Annotated in this window: 18 protein-coding genes, 2 tRNA genes and 1 pseudogene; 2 read left to right on the top strand and 19 right to left on the bottom strand. The window is 43.2% G+C overall.

Features of this window, described 5'->3' with window-relative positions:
- Nucleotides 1-122: 122 nt before the first annotated feature.
- The 3 genes and pseudogenes from IX315_RS05305 to IX315_RS05315 all read right to left on the bottom strand — a co-directional run.
- Nucleotides 123-1037: pseudogene (locus IX315_RS05305) on the bottom strand (phage integrase SAM-like domain-containing protein); the annotation flags it as partial.
- A 311-nt stretch (nucleotides 1038-1348) separates the two neighbouring features.
- Nucleotides 1349-1433 (bottom strand) — tRNA-Ser (locus tag IX315_RS05310).
- A 63-nt stretch (nucleotides 1434-1496) separates the two neighbouring features.
- Nucleotides 1497-1570 (bottom strand) — tRNA-Ile (locus IX315_RS05315).
- A gap of 261 nt (nucleotides 1571-1831) precedes the next feature.
- Here IX315_RS05315 and IX315_RS05320 point away from each other — a divergent pair.
- The gene (locus IX315_RS05320; protein WP_134849349.1) at nucleotides 1832-3007 is read left to right on the top strand and encodes a MalY/PatB family protein; all 1176 of its coding nucleotides are present in this window, start codon (nucleotides 1832-1834) and stop codon (nucleotides 3005-3007) included.
- A gap of 16 nt (nucleotides 3008-3023) precedes the next feature.
- Nucleotides 3024-4373 carry an adenylosuccinate lyase gene (purB, locus tag IX315_RS05325; RefSeq protein ID WP_026215588.1) on the top strand — a complete coding sequence of 450 codons (1350 nt, stop codon included), beginning with the start codon at nucleotides 3024-3026 and terminating at the stop codon, nucleotides 4371-4373.
- A 189-nt stretch (nucleotides 4374-4562) separates the two neighbouring features.
- Here purB and IX315_RS05330 read toward each other — a convergent pair whose 3' ends face one another.
- From IX315_RS05330 to pstB, 16 genes are all read right to left on the bottom strand, one after another.
- Nucleotides 4563-5582 (bottom strand): branched-chain amino acid aminotransferase, encoded by a 1020-nt coding sequence (locus IX315_RS05330; protein ID WP_018357924.1) that lies wholly within the window; start codon nucleotides 5580-5582, stop codon nucleotides 4563-4565.
- 70 nt (nucleotides 5583-5652) lie between these two features.
- Nucleotides 5653-6936: a glycoside hydrolase family 57 protein gene (locus tag IX315_RS05335; protein ID WP_211642604.1), complete on the bottom strand. Its 1284-nt coding sequence runs from the start codon at nucleotides 6934-6936 to the stop codon at nucleotides 5653-5655.
- A 31-nt stretch (nucleotides 6937-6967) separates the two neighbouring features.
- Nucleotides 6968-8233, bottom strand: a complete 1266-nt coding sequence (locus tag IX315_RS05340) for a glycosyltransferase (RefSeq protein WP_211642607.1) — start codon at nucleotides 8231-8233, stop codon at nucleotides 6968-6970.
- Nucleotides 8234-8267: 34 nt separating this feature from the next.
- Entirely contained in the window at nucleotides 8268-10298 is a 2031-nt protein-coding gene (locus IX315_RS05345) for a glycogen debranching enzyme N-terminal domain-containing protein (RefSeq protein WP_018357921.1), read from the bottom strand.
- Between the two features lie 128 nt (nucleotides 10299-10426).
- Nucleotides 10427-11359 (bottom strand): quinolinate synthase NadA, encoded by a 933-nt coding sequence (gene nadA / locus IX315_RS05350; protein ID WP_211635230.1) that lies wholly within the window; start codon nucleotides 11357-11359, stop codon nucleotides 10427-10429.
- Complete coding sequence (nadC, locus tag IX315_RS05355; protein ID WP_018357919.1) at nucleotides 11356-12207, bottom strand: carboxylating nicotinate-nucleotide diphosphorylase; 852 nt, start codon at nucleotides 12205-12207, stop codon at nucleotides 11356-11358. Before nadC ends, nadA begins: the two co-directional genes overlap by 4 nt.
- Nucleotides 12197-13798 (bottom strand): L-aspartate oxidase, encoded by a 1602-nt coding sequence (nadB, locus tag IX315_RS05360; RefSeq protein WP_018357918.1) that lies wholly within the window; start codon nucleotides 13796-13798, stop codon nucleotides 12197-12199. The genes nadC and nadB overlap by 11 nt, the downstream gene beginning before the upstream one ends.
- 100 nt (nucleotides 13799-13898) lie before the next feature.
- Entirely contained in the window at nucleotides 13899-14771 is an 873-nt protein-coding gene (locus IX315_RS05365; protein WP_026215587.1) for a sigma-70 family RNA polymerase sigma factor, read from the bottom strand.
- 348 nt (nucleotides 14772-15119) lie between these two features.
- On the bottom strand, nucleotides 15120-15653 hold the full coding sequence (gene rplI, locus IX315_RS05370; protein WP_018357916.1) for a 50S ribosomal protein L9: 534 nt from the start codon (nucleotides 15651-15653) through the stop codon (nucleotides 15120-15122).
- A 24-nt stretch (nucleotides 15654-15677) separates the two neighbouring features.
- Nucleotides 15678-15962, bottom strand: a complete 285-nt coding sequence (rpsR, locus tag IX315_RS05375; protein WP_018357915.1) for a 30S ribosomal protein S18 — start codon at nucleotides 15960-15962, stop codon at nucleotides 15678-15680.
- Between the two features lie 21 nt (nucleotides 15963-15983).
- A complete protein-coding gene (gene rpsF / locus IX315_RS05380) occupies nucleotides 15984-16367 on the bottom strand; it encodes a 30S ribosomal protein S6 (protein WP_033408292.1) in 384 nt (127 codons plus the stop codon).
- A gap of 287 nt (nucleotides 16368-16654) precedes the next feature.
- Nucleotides 16655-17437 (bottom strand): patatin-like phospholipase family protein, encoded by a 783-nt coding sequence (locus IX315_RS05385; RefSeq protein ID WP_134849355.1) that lies wholly within the window; start codon nucleotides 17435-17437, stop codon nucleotides 16655-16657.
- A 157-nt stretch (nucleotides 17438-17594) separates the two neighbouring features.
- Nucleotides 17595-19298: a sensor histidine kinase gene (locus IX315_RS05390; protein ID WP_211837252.1), complete on the bottom strand. Its 1704-nt coding sequence runs from the start codon at nucleotides 19296-19298 to the stop codon at nucleotides 17595-17597.
- Between the two features lie 16 nt (nucleotides 19299-19314).
- Nucleotides 19315-20022: a two-component system response regulator PhoB gene (locus tag IX315_RS05395; protein WP_018357911.1), complete on the bottom strand. Its 708-nt coding sequence runs from the start codon at nucleotides 20020-20022 to the stop codon at nucleotides 19315-19317.
- Entirely contained in the window at nucleotides 19982-20701 is a 720-nt protein-coding gene (locus IX315_RS05400) for a phosphate signaling complex PhoU family protein (protein ID WP_134849357.1), read from the bottom strand. The genes IX315_RS05395 and IX315_RS05400 overlap by 41 nt, the downstream gene beginning before the upstream one ends.
- Before the next feature lie 26 nt (nucleotides 20702-20727).
- On the bottom strand, nucleotides 20728-21573 hold the full coding sequence (gene pstB / locus IX315_RS05405) for a phosphate ABC transporter ATP-binding protein PstB (RefSeq protein WP_018357909.1): 846 nt from the start codon (nucleotides 21571-21573) through the stop codon (nucleotides 20728-20730).
- Nucleotides 21574-21588: the final 15 nt, after the last annotated feature.

Here is a 21588-nt window from a genome sequence, read left to right on the forward strand (position 1 = left end):
ATGGAATAGTAGTAGCTGCATAACAATAACCAATAACTGTGTAAAGAGAAAGAAAATGAGTACGTTTGTGACAGTGAAAGAAAAAAACACTAGCCCGTTGTCGAAAAATGGGGAGTACTATAATATTTGGCAATGATGCTCTTGGGAATATCCAGTAGAAGGACATTCGTCTCCACGCTCGTCTTCTGCCGTTTGGTCATAATCCATTGCTTGTCATCGAGCGTAACGATGTTGTCAGGCGTGAGATTGGACACGTCGATATATGCCAGTCCCGTGAAGCAGGAGAAGATGAACATATCCCGTACCTGTTCCAACCGTTGGATACCCAGTTCCTTGTTGGCAATCTTCAGTATTTCCTCATCTGTGAGGAAACCTCGGTTTACCGGCTCCAAGTGGAAGCGGTGATTGAGGAATGGGTCATGCAACAGATACCCACGCTTCTGTGCATAGACAGTTTTGGTTTTAAGCGTCTTCATCTTCTTGACCGAGGTGTTATAAGAACATCCGGCAACGGTACTCAAATATAACTCAAAGTCTTGAACCACGGCAGGTGTGAGTTCTGTCAGATTGATGTCCTTGCAAGCGTACTTATAGGATAGAAACTCCCCAAAGTGTCTTCTAAGGACACTGTACTTTTGCAAGCTGTCTTGACTAATGGTATGACCAACACGCTGCCTGATGTCATCATTGAACTTGTCGAACACAGGAAGGAAAGTAATGTATTCTCTGTCTTTTCCGACAAAGTACGAACGAATCTTTTCCAACGACAGGGTTTCATCATTCTCAAACTTGTGGAAAATACTATTCAGTGTAGTGGAAATGGAGTCCAATGCGGCATTGACCGACAAGGCTTCGGTGGTGCGACCTTTAAGACGACTACCTGTGTTATTCCACAATGTTTTGTCCACGAAGATTTTCGTGGAACCGAAATTTGCCATCTCTCCATTCAGAAATACACGGAGCATAACAGGCGACTTCCCTTCTTTATTCTCATAGTTTGAGCGTAGGTAGAAGGATACCTTGAAATTCATTCTCATAATGCATCATTCTTTAGTGTAGCACTCGGCTACAAAGTTACTATCTAAACCATTGAAAGAAAGAGAATTGATGCCGTCAAATTAGTATTCAGAACCTCGTCACTGCTACATTTTTTATTGCTACAATTTTTCTGTAGCACTATGTGTAGCAGAATATGACCGAAAGATGATTGTCAAAAGTGGATTTATGCCATCAGACAATAGGGCTATATACAAAGAAAAATCGTTGTAAAACCTTGATTTTACAACGATTATCTGCTTTTTGAAGGCTAAATTGAAGACCCTTGTGAAGACCTTCTGAAACCTTCCTGCGGAGAGAGAGGGATTCGAACCCCCGGAAGCTCTCACTTCAACGGTTTTCAAGACCGCCGCAATCGACCACTCTGCCATCTCTCCTTGCTTTGCTTCTCTCTTTCTCGGTGCAAAGGTACAAAAAATATCCACACCGCCAAATTCTAGTGGTCCGGCCTGGGCTTGAACCAGGGACTCCCTGATTATGAGTCAGGTGCTCTAACCAACTGAGCTACAGGACCAGTATCAAAAACTAGATCTATCGTCTAACTTTTGTGTTTGCAAAGGTAACAAAAAAAATATATCCGCGCAAGTGTTTCTCAATCAAAAGAACTATTCTTCTCGATAAACATCCACAATTTCTCTTTATAGTAGAATATGACCTCTCCATACAGGTGTAGATACAAGAAATCTATAGAGAAGAATTTAGGGGTATAAGATAAATAATTAGTAGCTTTGAGAAGAAATTTTGAATTGTCTATAATTTGCTAATTTACATATCGATGAAATACGATTTTAATGAAATACTAGATCGAAAACATACCGATTGTACAAAGTACGATGGGTATGGTTCTTTCGACAGTGATTACGAGGAAATATTACCTCTATGGGTAGCAGACATGGATTTTGCCACACCTCCTTTCGTATTGGAAGCTATCCGTAAACGTTTGGAACATCCTGTGTTGGGCTATACAGTAGCTCCTAGCTCATACTATGAGGCTATACAAGGATGGTTTGAGAGGCATTATGGTTTCCGTCCGCTCAGGGAAGAGCTAGAGCATACTCCAGGTGTTGTTTCAGGAATTTATAAGTTAATAGAGTGTCTTACGGAGAAAGGGGATAGCGTTCTTATTACCCCACCTGTCTATTATCCCTTCTCAAGTGTGATCAATACAAGCGGTCGAAGGTTGTTAGAGGCTCCTCTTCTTCTTATCGATGGCAGGCAGGAGATAGACTGGGCGTTATTGGAGATTAAGATGAAAGAGGCGAAGATATCCCTAATTAGTCACCCACATAACCCAGGTGGGCGAGTATGGCGCAAAGAAGAGCTCCAACGTATTGCCCAAATTGCAAAAGCAACAGACACTTTGGTAATCAGTGATGAAATACATGCTGACCTCACCTTCAAGCCCCTCCGCCATATACCATTTCCTAGTGCCTCTGCAGAAGCAGCTGAAGTCGGAATTACGCTAATGGCTCCATCCAAGGCATTCAATATGCCAGGAGTTATTGGATCTCATTTTTATATCAAAAATACTAAGCTAAGGGAAAAAATCTTTCACTACATGCGGGCTAACGGTCTCGCACTTGCCTCCTGTTATACATTCGATGCAATTGCCGCAGCGTATCAAGAGGGGGATGAGTGGAGCGAACAATGTTTAGAGTATGTACGAGGAAATATAGACTATGTGCGTCAGTATCTTCATGAGCATATCCCTAGTATTAAAATGATTGATCCTGAGGCTTCATTTCTCATTTTCCTAGATTGCCGTGCTCTTAGCTTTGAATCGACAGAGAAACTCAATGACTTTTTTATTCGTAAAGCAGGTCTCTTTCTCAATAACGGCAAAATGTTTGGCACTGGAGGGGATTACTTTATGCGCCTAAATGTAGGAAGTCCTCGTACTGTAATTGAGGAAGCATTGCGCCGCTTAGAAAAAGCTGTAAATAATCTGTAAACGAAAATATACATAAATGAATACGTTAAAAGCTATTTCCCCAATTGATGGTCGATACAGGAGACAAATAACAACCCTAGAGAACTACTTTTCGGAGTATGCACTAATGAAGTACCGTGTTATGGTAGAAGTTGAATATCTATTGGCTCTGTCTGAGGAACTTCCTGATCGTCTATCACTGCTCCAAAATGAAGAAATACAGCGCGAACTCAAAGGTCTTTACGAGAACTTTTCGGAGGAAGACGGACAGCGAGTAAAGGAAATAGAAGGAGTTACAAATCATGATGTCAAGGCAATTGAGTACTTTATCAAAGAGCGTCTTGATCATGACAAGTATACAAAAGTCCTTGAGTTTGTGCATTTCGGATTAACTTCACAAGATATTAACAATACAGCCCAGCCACTCATGCTCCACGATGCACTTGAGGAGGTCTGGCTTCCTGCTCTAGAGGAAATAATAAACGAAATAGAAGCGAAGGCAGAGGAATGGAGAGATATTCCGATGTTGGCTCGCACGCATGGGCAGCCAGCTTCTCCTACTACATTAGGCAAAGAGCTGTATGTCTTTGTATATCGACTTAAGGAGCAGGTCAAGCTATTTAAGATGGTTCCTCAGAGTGTCAAGTTCGGTGGTGCTACAGGCAATATGAATGCTCATCATATCGCTTACCCAAACATCGATTGGCGCACCTTTGCAGAGAACTTCGCAGAGGAACACCTAGGGCTTGAACTAGAGTTATACACCACACAGATTTCTAACTACGATAATCTCGCTGCCCTTTTCGATGCTATTAAGCGTATTTCCGTGATACTGATAGACTTTTCTCGTGATATCTGGAGTTATGTTTCTTCTGAGTACTTCAAGCAGAAGATTAAGGCTGGAGAGGTAGGGTCTTCTGCCATGCCTCACAAAGTGAATCCTATTGACTTTGAGAATGCAGAGGGAAATCTTGGGATTGCGATTGCATATTTAGAGCACTTAGGGCATAAGTTACCTATCTCACGTCTACAGCGCGACCTCACTGATAGTACTGTGCTGAGAAATATGGGAATGCCTATAGCCCACATGATGATAGCGCTTAACAGTTTGAAGAAAGGTCTCGGCAAGTTGCTCCTTCACGAGGAAAGTATCCTTTCGGATCTAGATAAGGCGCTTCCAGTAGTAGCGGAGGCACTCCAAACAATCCTCAGGCGCGAAGGGTATCCCAACCCTTATGAAGCACTAAAGGGCCTTACTCGTAGTAATGAGGTTCTTACTCGCGAAAAGCTCAATGCCTTCATCGATGGACTTGATATTTCAAACGAACTAAAGGTGGAGATGAAGCAGATTACCCCAAGAAACTATACAGGGGTTTATTCCAAATAAAGCTACATTATCCCTCTACCCACTTGGAGATTTACTTAGTATAACAACTGCAACCGATGAGCACTACGCCTTATGGTTGCAGTTGTTTTGATTATCAAACATTGATTGCGGCTATGATTCAACGAAAAGGTGCTATATGGACAACACATCCACGTAGCACCTTCTCATAATAATCAAAAAGCTCAAATATTACTCTACAAAAGTAATCCAGCCATGCTTATCCTCAAGATCACCATACTGGATACCACGAAGTGTATTGTATAGCTGTGTGCTCTTTGGACCAGCCTGACCATCTTTAGAATATACATACTCCTTCCCATTGTCGAGGTCATCGATATGAGCAATTGGAGAGATTACAGCAGCAGTACCACATGCACCAGCCTCATCAAACTCTGCAAGCTCTTCAACAGGTACATGCCTACGCTCAACAGTCATACCAAGATCCTGTGCAATCTGGATAAGACTCATATTTGTAATGGATGGCAGAATTGAAGTACTCTCTGGAGTAATGTAACTATTTCCCTTGATGCCAAAGAAATTCGCAGGACCGCACTCATCGATATACTTTTTCTCCTTAGCATCTAGGTAAAGAACGGCTGAATAGCCCTTTTCATGAGCGATTACACCGCTCTTTAGACTGGCTGCATAGTTACCACCGACCTTGATAGTACCAGTTCCGAGAGGTGCTGCACGGTCATAACCACGCATAATAGCCATAGGAGTAGGCTTGAAGCCTTCCTTAAAGTAAGGACCTACTGGGGTCACAAATACGAGGAATAGATACTCAGAAGCTGGCTTAACACCTACCTGTTCGCCAAGACCGATAACGATAGGACGAATATACAGACTAGCGCCACTCTCATAAGGAGGAACGAAATCAATATTCTTCTTCACTACAAGGTCAATTGCCTCTAGGAAAAGTTCCTCTGGCATTGGTGCCATCATGATACCCTCGCATGAACGACGCATACGCTTTGCATTCTCATCAGCACGGAATAGACGGATACGACCATCTTTACCACGGAACGCTTTCATCCCTTCAAATGCCTCCTGTCCGTAGTGCAGACAAGTAGCAGCCATGTGGATATTAATCGTCTTCTCAGAGGACACCTCTAGTTGACCCCACTTGCCGTCACGGTAGTAACAACGAACATTGTAGTCGGTTGGGAAATATCCGAAACCGAGGTTTGACCAATCAATTTGCTTCATATTAGTAAAACTTATATAGGGTTAATTACTTGGAAATCAATTTCTCAACTTCCTTTTCTATTACTTATTATTATTTCTTCGCTCTAGCGAGCTCTTCGTACAGCTTTTCTATCTCATCCCCTTGGTTTTGGATTGTAGTAAGGAGTGCATTGAGCTCTTCATTTTCAACTGTGCTCGGATACTCCTCTTCTACCCGAAGAAGGAAGTCACTCAAAACATTCATATAGTTGCTAAAAGCACTGTAAGCACTATCATACGGGGTAAATCGCCAAGCGTCACCATTTTGAGTAGACATATATAAAAAATGGTCAGAGCTCTGCAGACATCTCCAGTCCTGAATAATCCTACGATTACGAGACATTCGTGTACGTTCTGCCCACTGTTCCAGCTTATGAAAAGCCTCATGTTGGAGGACATTACCCAACCAGCTAAGAGTGTTTTTCTCTTCTTCGCTCCAGGAAATAGGCTCAGCTATCACCAACTTATCCTGCGGCTTATTTTGACCCATAACCTCGCTCGGAGTAGCAAACTCTAGTCCTGCTCCAAGAATAAACCTAGGGAGTGCTCTGAAGAAGTCGAAGATGCCACTTTGGCTAGGTTGCCCCACTCCTAGTACATCAAGGCTCATATCAATAGTAATCACCTCTTCATCCTCAGGAGTAGAAGCTAGCCAATTGGCATATTTATCGGCAGTAAGAGGATATTCAGACCAGTCGTAACGCGTAAAGTTTTTAGCAATATCATCCGTAAATCTAGCATTACGAAGCTGTAGCTTTAGTTCAGGATTAGCCCCACTAGCATACACATGATTAGGACTCTTCCACCCCAAGATATGTTTTGCACCCTCTGTTATTACACCTTCAAAGCCCATTTTTACAAGTTCGTCAGCAATACTATCGTCATAGATAAGATCAGTATTGCGGAATACTTTAGGACGACTTCCAAACATACTCTCGAGCTTATCAGAGTGCTCCTTGACCTGTGCCTTAAACTCAGACTTTTCCCAATAGAGCGAAGCGATACTATGGGCGTATGTCTCACCGAGAAGCTCTACCCTACCCGTCCCGACAAGCTCCACAAGCAAATCTATAAGTTCAGGTGAGTACATCTCAATCTGCTCCATTGCGAGTCCTGAGATTGCAAGTGCGACTTTAAAATCACCGTTAGTCTCCCGAATCTGTTCGAGGAAGAGCTTCAGTGCTGGGATATATGACTCTGTGGTCCCCTTACGAAAAATCTCCTCGTTTTGGAAATCATCGAAATAGTAGTGATCATTACCAATATCAAAGAATCGATAACGCTTAAGCCTAAAGGGTTGATGGAGCTGAAAGATAAAACAAACTCTCTTTTTCATATATTGTAACTTCTTCAGTTTTCTTTTCTGGTTACATGCGAGAGACTAGTCGATTGTAAATACCTCTTATCTTGATACCTACATCCTCCCACTTGATATTACTAACCTCCTTAAGACCTTCCTCAGATAGGAAGCTATGCATAGCAGGGTAAGTCACCAACGCATACATAGCATCGGCAAGTGCATCTACATCCCAATAATCCACCTTGATAGCGTAGTCGAGAATTTCCGCACAGCCAGATTGCTTCGAAAGTATGCAAGGTACACCACACTGCATTGCTTCTAAAGGAGAGATACCAAAAGGTTCTGATACGGAAGGCATCACATACACATCGCTAGACTTGTAGATCTCATACACTTGATTCCCCTTCATAAACCCAGTAAAGTGGAATCGATCGCTAATTCCTCTCTCAGCAGCAAGACGAATCATCTGATTCATCATATCACCGCTTCCTGCCATGATAAAGCGTACATTATCTGTCTTCTGCAAAACTTTATATGCAGCTTCTACAAAGAACTCAGGACCTTTTTGCATGGTGATTCGACCCAAGAATGTGATTATCTTATCCTTCACGCCCCGTTTGTCGGGGATAGCAAGAATAGATGGCTCCAATGGCGTCACAGCATTGTGCACAGCTGTTACCTTACTTGGATCTTGATGATACTTTTCTATCACAATCCTCCGAGTAGCTTCGCTTACGCACATGATATGATCGGCATGGTCAAAACCATTCTTCTCCATACTATACACCTGAGGATTGACATTCCCTCGACTGCGGTCAAAGTCCGTAGCATGCACGTGTACAACAAGCGGTCTACCCGATACCTGCTTCGCATGAATACCAGCCGAGTAGGTTAACCAATCATGGGCATGTATAATATCAAAGTGCTCAGCACGCGCAATAACCCCTGCGGCAATAGAGTAGTTATTAATTTCTTCGTAAAGATTATCTGGATACTTTCCAGAGAATTCGATACATCCAAGTTCGTCTGTGCGAAGATAACTAAAATCGGCGTAAATATGATTACGCAAATGGAAGTACATTTCGGGCTCCATTAGATGCCCTATCATCTCTCTTACACGCTCATATTCTACATTACGATACACCACAGGAACCTGTGACATACCTATAATCCGCGTAAAAGACTTGTCTTCGTCTCCCCACGGTTTCGGCATCACAAAGGTAACCTCCATATCCTCTTGCTTACAAAGACCTTTAGTAAGACCGTAACTGGCTGTACCTAGTCCTCCTAGGATATGTGGAGGGAACTCCCATCCAAACATTAGTGCCTTCATATCTTCTGCTCTATCTGCCTACTATTATTCCTCCCTATTCTCTTCCCGATGTCTCAAGACCAGCATCAGGCGAACTTTTATGGTGCGATGTAAGGCTCAAACGCAGGTCAAAAATATCATCTGACTCTGATTCCTTAAACTCATCTAGCCTATTTTTGATACGTAACAAGGCAGTTACACTCAGCATAAATGAGATAGCGCTTCTTCCTACATAAGGTGGTGTCCCATCGTATACCTCTGAAATATTACTGATACCATGGCGTTTCATCTCGTCCTCAAAAGGAATCAAAATTCTATCCACAAAGGAGACCCCTACCCTCCTAAAAAGCTTAAGGTAGGCACTCATATAGTAATACACTAACCAACTCCATACTCCACCTTGCAAATATGCATAGGCTCTTTCATTATTGCTGCCACCACAATAGCCTCTGTAAAACCCGCTAATTGGCGATAACGAACGTAGACCCTTAGGCGTCAATAGCTCTTTGGTCACGATATCCAAGATACTTCTCTGAAGCCTTCTCGATAGCGGAGAGTAAGAAAGACCGGCAGCCAAAATCTGATTTGGTCGCACACTCCAATCTTTCTCTCTACCCTCTGCTACATAGTCAAAGAGGTAGTCATGTTCATTGACAAACACCCTAATAAAGCTCTCTGAGACCCTCTCAATAAAGTCGTTTTCTTGTAAATCCTTTATCTCGAATAAATCTCTATTAAAGCAAAGAGCATTATACCACAAAGCATTGAACTCCACAATATATCCCTGCCTGTCGACTACTGGATATCCGTCAATCGTAGCATCCATCCATGTAAGGGGCTTATCCATTCGTTCTGGGATAGCGTAGAGCAAACCATTCTCCATCACACGCATCTGAGCGACTTTCCCTGAGCGAATAATATGGATTGCTTTCTTAATGGTGTCACCATACTCCTGCCGCGTCCGCTCAATCCCAACCCATCTAGAGTAATCTTGGATACAGTTAATAAGCCAAAGCAGAGCATCTGGCTGGTCTAACCCTGTAATAATTTCATCCTCTACTCCTTCGTCATAATACCTCCATATAGCTGCCAATGCTGTATCCATAACAGCCTTGTATCGCTCTGGCTTATCTATGCCAAAACTTGCAGCCGTAAGACCAATCATTTGGTCTCGATGGCGAATATTGAACCATGGGAAGCCAGCTTGAAGATAGCTTTTGCCCTCCACTGGAGTAAAGTAATATTGACCAACAGCCCCCTTAAGGCAATTAACGAAACTATCTCTTGGGATAATACGAGACTCACCATCCTCAAAATGCAACTGAATGTCGCTGGGTGATATCACTGTATCAGAAACAGAGCAATAGACTTCCTCCCCTCTCTTTATCTCGCACTCAAATACTCCTGGCACAGGCAGATCCTCTATACAATTATGCTCTCTTTCAGCCTCCTTATCATAATATAGGTTTTTATTCCAGTGTGGGGCATGAGTATAGGTGACAGGCTTTGAAAATTGCATAAACAACCTTGGCGCCCCAGCATAGAGACACATAGAAATACCATTCCCCTCCTCCTTATAGGACCAATCGACCTGATTATTCTCGTAGGTCAACTCTTTTGTCTTTCTAAAAGCAAGAAGTGGCTTGAATCGCAATATAGTACGAGAATGAGCATCCAAAAGCTTGTATCGGATAATCAGGCTATTGCTCGTACTAGAAAGCAACAGTTTTTTCTCTAGCACTACACCACCTACCCTATATACAATAGTAGTCGCACGCTCTACATCGAACTCACGCACATACTTATGACCATTGGGGCTAAAAGTTCCGTCCGAATACTTATGGACAGCCAAGTTAAACTCCGCACCATGCTGAATAACGGTCTCATCCATAGAAGACAAAAGCACCCATCGCTCAGCCAATTGCATAGATGAAGGCACGACCAGCATACCATGGTACTTCCTAGTATTGCATCCTAATATCGTCGAGCAAGAGTACCCTCCCTTGCTATTCGCTCGTAGGATCTCTTTCTGAAGCGATTCATCAAGATTCGTCAGACTCGCTCTATCAAATTTAAGATAAGTCATGGGGTCAAACTCCTTCTAATATACCTGTGTCTATCCATATCCCTAGGAATACCACCTCATAGCTATAGCATAGAGGAAGTACTTTATCTCTGCCCAAATTTACCCTTTTCTTTTGATACCTCCAAAGATTATGAGAGCTCAAGCATCCTATCAATAGCTATAATCGCCTTATCTCGGATATCACTTGGGACTTTTACTTCATACCGCTCGAGGAGCAAAGCATCACGAACATCCTCAAGCGTGGTAAGCTTCATATACTCACAAGTGTGCTCTGGGATTACTGGAATAAACTCTAAGTCTGGATACCTTCGGGTTAGTTCTGCTAGCGTCTCAGGTTCGGTAGCTATTAGGAACTGTCGGATATTACTCTCTCCTGGACGTGTCATAATAGTTGTCGTAGAACCAACCACAACCCTTTCATGATCGAGCACCTCAGGATAGCTACAAGCCACAGCCTCTGGATGCAAGAGCAACTCCGCCTCTGGATATTGCTCCAGATATCGGATGACGACCTCAGGAGTAATATACCTATGCACATAGCAATCCCCTTGCCATAGATCCATTTCCCTACCTGTAGCTAAGCTCACGTACCTACCTAAATTTCTATCAGGACCAAATAGAATAGGTCTATCCTTAGGCAACTGCTGAACTATCTTAAGAGCGTTGGCAGAGGTCACACAATAGTCAGTGACAGCCTTAACCTCTGCTGTAGTATTGACATAGCTTACAACAATCCCATCAGGGTGCTTTACTTTCCAAGTATTAATCCCAGCCATTGTCACAGACTCAGCAAGCGTACATCCAGCTCCTTTTACAGGAATCAATACCTTCTTATCAGGAGAGATGATAGAGGCTGTCTCTGCCATAAACTCTACGCCACAGAAAACAATTATATCGGCATTAGTCTCTCCAGCCACTCTCGAGAGCCCAAGGGAATCTCCCAAGTAATCAGCAATAGCCTGTACCTCAGACCGCACATAAAAGTGCCCAAGTACAATAGCATTCTTCTCCCTTTTGAGTCTATTAATTTCCTCAATGAGTTGTTCCATAGGATGTATCATATCTTAAAGTTCATACTCATATCCAATGCTTTTACACTATGCGTCAAAGCCCCAACACTGATATAGTCCACTCCTGTCTCTGCCACCTCTCGGATACGCTCCAAAGTAATATTACCAGAAGCTTCGGTCTTTGCACGACCTGCAATAAGTGCTACAGCTTCTTTCATTGTTTCTATAGTCATATTGTCTAGCATGATAATGTCTGCCCCACCTGCTAGAGCCTCCTCTACCTCATTCAGGTTAGTAGTCTCAACTTCGACCTTCACAGAAAGTGGAGTAACAGCCTTTACCTGCTCAATTGCGCGGCTAATACTTCCTGCAGTTTTGATATGGTTGTCTTTTATCATCGCCATATCATAGAGCCCCATACGGTGATTAGATCCTCCACCATGACGTACTGCCAACTTATCAGTGACTCGGTGTCCTGGAGCGGTCTTGCGAGTATCTAAAACGACCGCCTTAGTTCCCTCGATAAGTGAAACGAGTAGATGAGTGGCAGTAGCAATCCCAGACATTCTTTGGAGGAAATTAAGCATCAATCTCTCTGCTGTAAGAAGATCATTGTATCTAGCCTTAATTTCCAAAATCTTATCCCCCCTTTTTACCGCATCACCATCTTTAATGTAAGCCTCAAATGAATACTCACTCCGTGCCATACGAGCAAACACCTTACGAGCTATCTCTATTCCGGAGATGATACCATCGGCTTTTGCGGTGATAATTGCCTGAGAAATACCTTCTTTTCCTATGATAGCATCCGTAGCTAAATCTCCAGATGCGACATCCTCTTCTATTGCAATCTCAATGAGCCTATCGAGTAAGTCTTCCTTCAGTATATTATTTTCCATGCTTTACTTTACTAATTCGATTATCTTTTATCAATGTATGATATGCTAAATCCTCCGACAATGTTTCTGGAAAGTCCTTGCGGAAGTGCCCTCCCCTACTCTCCTCACGACTGTGAGCCGAGAGAACAATCAAGTTCCCTACAAGGTATCTGTTATATACCTGTCGGACAGCAAAACTCGCATTAACGAGTTCCTCTAATTGCTGCATTGTATCCGTAATCTCTATCAGAGCTTTATTTAATTTCTTGGCACTTCGTACAATACCTGCTCTTTTCATTAGGAGCTTGCCCAATCGCTTCATCAGCTTATTGCCATGCTCCTCCATCCATTTCTGGTCACTAAACGTTAGTGACTTCTCCATTTTACAAGGAATAAGCGCTATTTCCTCTGTTGGCAGAAAAGGATAGTCACACTTCTCAATATGCGCAGCAATATTCTTAGAAAATACGACACACTCTACGAGCGAATTACTAGCCAACCTATTGGCTCCCATAACACCTGTAGAAGCCACCTCGCCCACAGCATATAAGCCATCAATAGAAGTACACCCATTTAGGTCTACCAATAGCCCTCCTACCGTATAGTGGGCAGCTGGCGCAATAGGAATCTCTTGGGTAAGATCAAGTCCAAATGATGCAAGCTCGGCTGTAATGCTTGGAAAGCGTTTTCTAATCACATCAGCATTAAGATGTTTGAGAGAGAGAGTCATAGACTCCACATCAAACTTCTGCATCTCGCTGTATATCTCTCGAGCAACTACATCTCTTGGTGCCAACTCTGCCATTGGGTGTCGCCCCAGCATAAAGCGTTCACCATCTGGATTAAGCAGGTATGCACCTTCCCCTCTTACGGCTTCACTAATCAAGAAAGCTGGAGCACCCTTAACATGCAATGCTGTTGGATGAAATTGGATAAACTCCATATCTCTAACCACAGCGCCTGCCTGATAAGCAATAGATAACCCATCGCCAAGAGCTGTGTGAGGATTGGTAGTCGGTCTATAGAGAGCTGCTGCTCCGCCAGTGGCAATAACTACAGACTTCGCATAAAAAGCCTCTTCCTCGCCCCTCACTATATTCTCCACCCAGATACCATAGCAATGATTATCCCTTACAATCAACTCAAGTAATGCATGCTCCTCAAAAACATCGACATTCTCTCTTGTTGCAAGCTCCTTAATCATAAAGGTAGTTATCTGCCTCCCCGTTGCATCACCCCCTGCATGTAGGATACGATGCTGATGATGACCGCCCTCAAGACCAAGCTCCAATTCCCCATCCTTGGTATCAAACTGCATACCCATGCCAATAAGGTCGTCAACTCGCTTTGGTGCTTTCTCGGTAAGTATCCTTACGGCCTCTAGGTCGCACAACCCAGCACCAGCTACCAGAGTGTCCTCCAAGTGCTCAGATGGACTATCGCTAGGGGCAGTAACAGCAGCCATTCCACCCTGTGCAAAGTAAGAATTGCTATCCTCAAGTGTTGCCAAAGACAACAAGGCTACTCTACCGAGCCTGGAGAGATGATAGGCAGTGTTAATCCCTGCTAATCCTCCACCAACTACAACATAATCGTATTCGTATGTCTTCATAAGTGCATTAATTTCTAAACTGGCTGCAAGTTACAAAAAATAAAGGGAACAGAGCCCTATTAAGCACTATTCCCTATATATCAAAACGGCATTTTTATCATCAGCCAAGATAGCTTCGCAACTGCGTTTCATCGGCATTCTTACGGAGCTGACGAATCGCCTTTTCACGTATCTGACGTACGCGTTCTCGGCTAAGTCCTACAGCAGAACCAATCTCATCAAGACTCATCTCTTGCTCCCCACCAAGTCCATAAGTATGAATAAGTACGAACTGCTCTCGCTCCGATAGGCACTGCATAGCCCCACGAATCTCATTCACCAAGCTCTCATCAATCAGTCCACCATCAACATCTCGTGCATCCTCATCCTGAAGCACATCAAGCAGCGTATTAGACTCTCCATCATCAAAGGTCTTATCCACTGAGACCTCTCCCTTATCAATCTGGATAATATCAATCACCTTATCCACCTCCATATCTAGATCATCAGCAAGCTCTTCAGGTGACGGAAGGCGCTGATTCATCTGCTCAAAACGATCACGAGCTGCTTTAAGCTTCGTCACATTTCCCACCTGATTCTGCGGTAGACGAACAATACGACCTTGGTCTCCAAGAGCCTTTAGAATACTCTGCCTAATCCACCAAACAGCATAGGTGATGAACTTAAATCCTCTAGAGCCATCGAAACCCTGAGCTGCACGTATCATACCTAGGTTACCTTCATTGATAAGGTCAATAAGAGGAAGACCGAGATCCTGATACTGCTTTGCCACACTGATGACGAAGCGAAGATTGGCACGAACCAACTTATCTACCGCAGCTGCAGAGTTCTCATCATTCCTCTGTATCTGCATAGCTAGCTCAGCCTCCTGCTCAGGAGTAATCATCTCCTCTTTCGCTACTTCCTTCATGTAGCGATTCATTACAGCGTCGTCCCTGCTGGTAATCGACTTTTCTATCTTTAATTGTCTCATGCTATCTCCTCTATTACTCTTACCAAAAAGTGGGCAAATTTACTCATTTTCACTGAGATTATCAAGCCAAATTTACCCGTATCTATTAGTCAAACATATTAGATAGGCAAAATGTTTGATACACGAAAGGGAGTACACTCTTAGTGTCGGTACACCCTCGTTGCCTTTTGTATTCAGTGCAGCGCTTCACACAACAGTATCCAGATAATACTCGCAGCCATTGCATTTCGTATATCACACACCCCAAAGGGTGTGTCAATGATCTTGCAAAGCAAAATACACTTGACACACCCTTGAAGATATATTCAGGGAGCCTAAGTTCCTAGCCTTCTATGTAATCAGTTGAGATTACTCCTCAGTAGTCTCCTCTGTTGCTTCCTCTACAGAAGTCTCTTCTGCTACAGGTACCTGCTCCACTGGAGCTGCCTTTACAATAGGCTCATCAGAAACAACAGTCACAGGAACCTCTACGGTAACATCCTTGTGTAGACGCACTTTAGCTGCATACTCGCCCACCTCCTTGATATTAGGCAATACGAGCATCTTCCGGTTGATTTCAGCAAAGCCTAGCTCTTCAAGCTTATCAGCCACCATTGAGCTATTTACTGAACCATAGATACGACCTGCATTACTAGTCTTCACCTCAAAGGTCAGCTTAGTACCTTCGATCTTCTCTGCATACTTGCGAGCCTTATCTAGCTCAGCTTGCATCTTACGAGCCTGCTGACGCTGATTCTCCTGAAGTATTTTTATTGCAGACTCAGACGCAATGATAGCCTTGCCTTGTGGGATTAGAAAGTTTCTACCATAACCTGGCTTTACATCGACGATCTCGCCCTTAAAGCCAAGATTTGGCATATCTTCTTTCAAAATAATCTTCATATTCTGTCTCCTCTATATTATTTATTAATTAACACCCATCATATCGGTTACGTATGGAAGCAGTGCTAGGTGACGTGCACGTTTTACTGCTTGAGCCACACGACGCTGCATCTTGAGCGAGTTGCCAGTAAGGCGACGTGGGTAAATCTTACCCTGCTCATTGAGGAACTTCTTGAGGAACTCTGGATCCTTGTAGTCCACATAGGTGATGCCTGCCTTCTTGAAGCGACAATACTTCTTACGGTTGCGGTCCATAGACAACTGCGTTAGATAACGCACTTCTGACTTTCCCTTACCTTTCTTTGCCATAATTCTTTCCCTTCGTCTACTTTAGTTGTTCTCCTCCTCAGTGGTAGTGCTAGCTACCTCATCAGCAGCCTTAGTCTCCTTACGATTACGACGACGCTTCTCAGCATACTCGTGCGCAAACTTATCCTGACGGAAGGTTAGAAAACGCATCACTTTATCGTCACGACGGTAGTTTACCTCTAGCGTTGAGATAAAAGATGGCTCACTCTTAAACTCCACAAATACATAGTAACCAGTAGACTTAGCTTGGATAGGATAAGCAAGCTTACGCATACCCCACTCCTCACGATTCACTAGCTCACCACCATTATCAGTGATCATGCTAACGAACTTATCTACCGTTTCCTTTGTCTGATCTGCAGACAAATCGGGAGTCAAAATGAAAACGGTTTCGTAATTGTTCATCATATTGTATATATTGTTAGTAAAACACAAATGCGACCGCAAAGGTAATAAAATCCAACCTAACTACCAAGCATTTATACCACTATCTTTTCCACGCCTGAAAGTGGATGGCACCAGGGCTACTACCAGCTCTCAAATAAGCGAATCCCATTACTAAGCTAATGCGCTCAGTAGCGCGGTCAATTTATCCCTACTGAGAGGGGAAATTTTTCTGTACAAATAAATATTTTTATTCCTAGAGAAAAATTTTGGCGCTCAGTATAATACGATATCTTACTATATATCAATCACTTCTTTAGCTTACCCTTCGTATCTTTAGAGTCTAATACCTCAGTAGTGCTTTTATACCCTAAATCCATGATGGAGTCTATAGATTTCAGGTCGAACATCGAGTAGTTACGTAACCCATCCATATCAATCAGGATATCTGTTTGCTCAATATCTTCTTTTACGTTGAGCTTGGAGATTATATCGTAGTATCTAGAGGCTGTCCCTTTAATACTTTTGGATCGAGTGAACTCTTGTAACCTCATAAGATTGACCCCAATCACGCACTCTGTTTCCTCCCTTATAACAGATACGGGAAAGTTTTTGAGCACACCACCATCTACATATTGCACACCATCTATCTCTGTGGGCTCAAACACCATTGGCACTGCACATGAAGCAATGACGGAATCGACAAGATTATCTCCTTCGCTAAATACTTTAATCTGAGCTGTTTCCCAATTTGTAGCAACGGCTCTAAATGGAATCTTAAGTTCCTCGAACCTACGAGCTTGAAGATTATTGCGCAACATCTTGGCTACTCCACTAGGTCTTAATAGTCCGCCAGAGAAGAGACTAATCCCTGCAAAGTCAGTCATCTTATGACCTCTAAATAAATCTGCAATCTCCTCTGGGGCAAAGCCATCGGCATAAAAGACGCCAGCAAGAGCTCCTGCACTTGTGCCTGCAATGATATCTGGATGAACCCCTCGCTCTTCGAGTACTTTGAACGCTCCTAGGTGCGCGAAACCTTTTGCGCCACCACCACACAGAGCATATCCTATCTTATACTTCTTTCTCATAATTATATCCTTTAAATGATAGACAAAGATACCCACAATTTTGTAGTCGAAAGCTAAACGGCATCAATCCCAAAACTAAAAGGGAGAGAGGGTGTGCCAGTGGGTTTGATATGCAAAGCCACTGACACGCCCTCTCTATACCCATTATAATAGGCAGTTACCTATGCAGATTAAATAAAATCTCTAATCCTCCGGACTTATGAATACGAGCTTGCACTTGACCACCATGTACAAGTATTGCATTCTTTACGACACTCAGACCTAGTCCTGTACCTCCTGTCTCACGCGTACGCCCTTGATCTACTCTATAAAAGCGTTCGAATAGTCTATTCAATTGACTCACTTGAACGCCCCTACCCGTATCATAGTACGATAAAAAAAGGTAATTATCATCTTGATGATAGCAAGAGAGAGACATCTCGACCTCAGACCCAGCATAGCGGAGTGAGTTCTCGACGAGATTCTGAATGATTGAGTAGAGCAACGACTGATTGCCTCTAATCTCAAGGTCTTCGGGGAGGTAATTGTTGAATGTATTACCAGCCTCAGCAATTTTGGTAAGGTATGCGATACGCACCTCTTCTGTAACCTGATGCAGATTAACGGTTGCGAACTCAAAAGGTCGGCTCTCCTCATCCAGCTTGCTTAGCAAGGAGATATCCGTCATCATATCACTAAGACGGAGTGCCTGCTTATAGGCTTTCTCGATAAATTCTCTCTGCTTCTCTCCCGACAGTTCCATAAAATTGAGGGTCTCCAGATATCCTCGAATGGAGGTGAGAGGAGTGCGAATCTCATGGGTGATATTGCTAGTCATCTCCTGCTTGAGGAGTCTATTTTTTTCTTGTTTAGTGATATCCTCAATCGTTATTTCATAGCCTCCGGCACTGCTTTTTAGAGTCTTAATCTCATAAATCTTATTGCTATGACTAATAGTGAGCGCCAAGCTATTTTGCTCTGTCTTCTCCTGCAGGAAGCGCTTAACAGGTTCCAGAAGTGGTATATTAATTGTCTCTCTGGGGTCGACTATCGGAGTTGTCGCAAGCATATTGGCATATTGGATAAAGTGAGTATTGGCAAACTGAGTACTACAATCATTATCAAATAGCGCAATACCAATATTAGACGACTTAAAATGTTCGATAAGGCGCTCCTTTGCCTCCTCGACTTTCATCCTACTTTCTTCCTTTTGCTCGAGTATTTTGATTAGTTCGTTAGAGACTTCATCTAGTTCCTTGTAAGTTACCTTTAGGTCAATCTTGGAGTCATTATTGGCAATCTCTCTCGTGAGCTCTCTAAGTCTAGACATCATCTTATCGTATCTCTGTATCAGGAGATAGACCAAGACCACCATAATGAAGAAGAAAAATATCGCAACGTATACGTAGTAGTTACTGGCCTTAAGTGCACCCTTTAAGTCTGTATCGAATGGAAGAGCCGTTCGGACATAATGGTCACTATAATAGGTAGCATAGTAAAGCAGCTCGTGCCCAACCGTAGCCGACTCACGAATTTGTGAGCCATGCTTGTAGAACCTAGCTTGTTGTAGCTCAGGGCGACTCTCGTGGCTTTCGAGTTGATCTACGTTCTTTGCCTCAGTATCCACAAGCACTTTCCCATCGGCGCTAATAATGGTGACGCGCAGGTTGCTCGGGATGTCACCCAGCAAAGCATCTAACCTTCCTCCAGTAAAGGCGCTCTCAATAATCTCATTATAGGAATTGAGCCTTGAGGCCATTACCTCGAAGCGAGATTCGTGCTCATACTTTTGCTGTACGACCACCATCAATACCGCAAAGAGCGATAAGACAAGGAGAGTCCAAGCGAATAACTTTCGAGCAAATTGTGTTTGTAGTCTCATAGTTTCATCAGGATTATTATTGTTGCTCAGACCTAAAAGTATACCCAAAGCCTACTCGATTAACTATGCAATTACCAGCATTCCCTAACTTCTTCCTTAGTCTTGCAATATGTACATCAACCGTTCGCTCAAGCACAATACTATTGTCGGGCCATACAGCATCCAATATCTCGGTACGTGAGAATACACGTCCTTCATTGGCTGCAAGTAGTTTCAGGATGTCATACTCCGTCTTAGTGACTTCTACTAATCCTTCTGAGGAAAACACCTTCATTGTCTCAAGATCAATAGTAAGAGTCCCTCGGACAAGTAAGTTAGTGGTCTCTTTTACCACGGGATAAGCAATATGAACACGATTGAGCACGCTATGCACCCGAGCTACTAGCTCTTTGATAGAGAATGGTTTTTTGATATAATCATCTCCGCCTATCGAAAAGCCGGTAAGCATGTCATTCTCGGTGTCTTTTGCGGTTAGGAAAATAATAGGGATATCATTGCCACTCTTGCGCAATTGGTCTGCCATCTTGAAGCCAGTCATTCCCCCCATCATTACATCGAGAATTAATAGCGAAAAACTATTGTCGAGTAGTTCCATAGCCTCCTCAGCCGAAGCAGCAGCAGTTACTTCAAACCCCTCGTATTCGAGATTAAACTGTAGGATATCCGTAATATCCCTTTCGTCATCAACGACTAGTATTTTCTGAGTTGTCTCCTTCTTTGACATGTCTGATGTCCCTTCCTTTTACAAGGTAAATTGTTGATTCTGCTATATTAGTAGCGCTATCTCCACAGCGCTCCAGATTATGTCCTACTCCTTCAAGGGCGAGTAAGGAATTCACCTCCTCTGGAGAAAGCTCGACATGAGCGAATATCTTACAGAGTATAGCCTTCAACTGATGATACATATCATCCATCACATCATCACTCTTAATGACTGCGTATGCTGTTTCTAATGACCCGCTGGTAAAAGACATGATAGCATTACGAATCATCTGCGTCACGTGCTCAGTCATCTTGACTATCTCCAAGCGCACTTCATACAACTTAGGGTCATTGAGGGGTGTTTCTCTCACGAAACGAATTACATTGAGTACCATATCCCCAATACGTTCTAAGTTAGTAGTAAGGTCTTGGTAAGCAATAATGCGCCTTAGGTCCTCCGCCACTGGCGAAAACTTAAAGATAGAGAAAGCAACCTCCTCTCGTATCTTTACCTCTAAGCGGTCGATGATAATCTCATTGCCAAGAGCCTCCTCGTATAGCTCCTTACTCTTAGGTTCATCAAATAGCTGCTTCAATATGGACAGCTGAATCAGTGTATTCCTAGAAATCATCTCGAACTGATTGAGAAGTATCTGCAACTGCTGATCCTTGATATGATTAGTAAAAGGGTTATTATTCATAGTCCTTAATTCTTATCCATTAGTAATTAGCTAAATACGCCAGTCAAGTAATCCTCCGTCTGCTTGTGTTTAGGCTTGGTAAACATCTGCTCGGTATCACCATACTCGATTAGTTCCCCAAGATACATAAAAACGGACTTATCCGAAAGTCTTGCAGCTTGACTCATGTTGTGTGTAACAATCACGATTGTATACCGCTGCTTAAGCTCGAAGATGAGTTCCTCCACCCTATTGGTAGAGATAGGATCGAGTGCAGACGTGGGCTCATCCATCAATAGCACCTCAGGGCGAAGTGCCAAGGCACGAGCGATACAGAGTCTCTGTTGCTGACCTCCTGATAGGAAAGAGCCCCGCTTCTTCATAGAGTCCTTCACTTCATCCCATAGAGCAACGCTCTCTAGACTAGTTTGTACGATTTCCTCTCGCTCATCTTTAGAGAGCTTGATACCATTCAGTTTATAACCTGCCAATACATTCTCCTCAATCGACATGGTAGGAAAGGGATTGGGGCGTTGGAATACCATCCCCGCTCTCCTACGTGCTAGCATGGGATCCATTGACAACATGTCTTCGCCATCAATCAATATCTGTCCCTCCACCTTTATAGATGGATAGAGGTCGTGCATGCGATTTATAGCACGCAGTAGGGTACTCTTCCCACATCCACTAGGGCCCATTACTGCGGTAATTAGGTTCTTATAGATTGTAACATCTACATCCTTGATAGCTTTCTTTTCCGGACTATAGGATACAGATAGGTTCTTCACCTCAATGATGGGTGTTAGCTCACCTTTAGATATTGATGGAGTAGCGAGTAGGCCATCCGCTACTGGAATACCTCCGAGGGGGGTCTTATTATCGTTCATAATCATTATCAATCGTATGTA

It is taken from the genome of Porphyromonas levii, assembly GCF_018206105.1.
Lineage (GTDB): Bacteria > Bacteroidota > Bacteroidia > Bacteroidales > Porphyromonadaceae > Porphyromonas_A > Porphyromonas_A levii.

Excerpts from the sequence above, each read along its gene's own strand:
- IX315_RS05320 (WP_134849349.1), top strand. The coding sequence starts at position 1,832 with ATGAAATACGATTTTAATGAAATACTAGATCGAAAACATACCGATTGT.
- purB (WP_026215588.1), top strand. The coding sequence starts at position 3,024 with ATGAATACGTTAAAAGCTATTTCCCCAATTGATGGTCGATACAGGAGA.
- IX315_RS05330 (WP_018357924.1), bottom strand. The coding sequence starts at position 5,582 with ATGAAGCAAATTGATTGGTCAAACCTCGGTTTCGGATATTTCCCAACC.
- IX315_RS05335 (WP_211642604.1), bottom strand. The coding sequence starts at position 6,936 with ATGAAAAAGAGAGTTTGTTTTATCTTTCAGCTCCATCAACCCTTTAGG.
- IX315_RS05340 (WP_211642607.1), bottom strand. The coding sequence starts at position 8,233 with ATGAAGGCACTAATGTTTGGATGGGAGTTCCCTCCACATATCCTAGGA.
- IX315_RS05345 (WP_018357921.1), bottom strand. The coding sequence starts at position 10,298 with ATGACTTATCTTAAATTTGATAGAGCGAGTCTGACGAATCTTGATGAA.
- nadA (WP_211635230.1), bottom strand. The coding sequence starts at position 11,359 with ATGATACATCCTATGGAACAACTCATTGAGGAAATTAATAGACTCAAA.
- nadC (WP_018357919.1), bottom strand. The coding sequence starts at position 12,207 with ATGGAAAATAATATACTGAAGGAAGACTTACTCGATAGGCTCATTGAG.
- nadB (WP_018357918.1), bottom strand. The coding sequence starts at position 13,798 with ATGAAGACATACGAATACGATTATGTTGTAGTTGGTGGAGGATTAGCA.
- IX315_RS05365 (WP_026215587.1), bottom strand. The coding sequence starts at position 14,771 with ATGAGACAATTAAAGATAGAAAAGTCGATTACCAGCAGGGACGACGCT.
- rplI (WP_018357916.1), bottom strand. The coding sequence starts at position 15,653 with ATGAAGATTATTTTGAAAGAAGATATGCCAAATCTTGGCTTTAAGGGC.
- rpsR (WP_018357915.1), bottom strand. The coding sequence starts at position 15,962 with ATGGCAAAGAAAGGTAAGGGAAAGTCAGAAGTGCGTTATCTAACGCAG.
- rpsF (WP_033408292.1), bottom strand. The coding sequence starts at position 16,367 with ATGAACAATTACGAAACCGTTTTCATTTTGACTCCCGATTTGTCTGCA.
- IX315_RS05385 (WP_134849355.1), bottom strand. The coding sequence starts at position 17,437 with ATGAGAAAGAAGTATAAGATAGGATATGCTCTGTGTGGTGGTGGCGCA.
- IX315_RS05390 (WP_211837252.1), bottom strand. The coding sequence starts at position 19,298 with ATGAGACTACAAACACAATTTGCTCGAAAGTTATTCGCTTGGACTCTC.
- IX315_RS05395 (WP_018357911.1), bottom strand. The coding sequence starts at position 20,022 with ATGTCAAAGAAGGAGACAACTCAGAAAATACTAGTCGTTGATGACGAA.
- IX315_RS05400 (WP_134849357.1), bottom strand. The coding sequence starts at position 20,701 with ATGAATAATAACCCTTTTACTAATCATATCAAGGATCAGCAGTTGCAG.
- pstB (WP_018357909.1), bottom strand. The coding sequence starts at position 21,573 with ATGATTATGAACGATAATAAGACCCCCCTCGGAGGTATTCCAGTAGCG.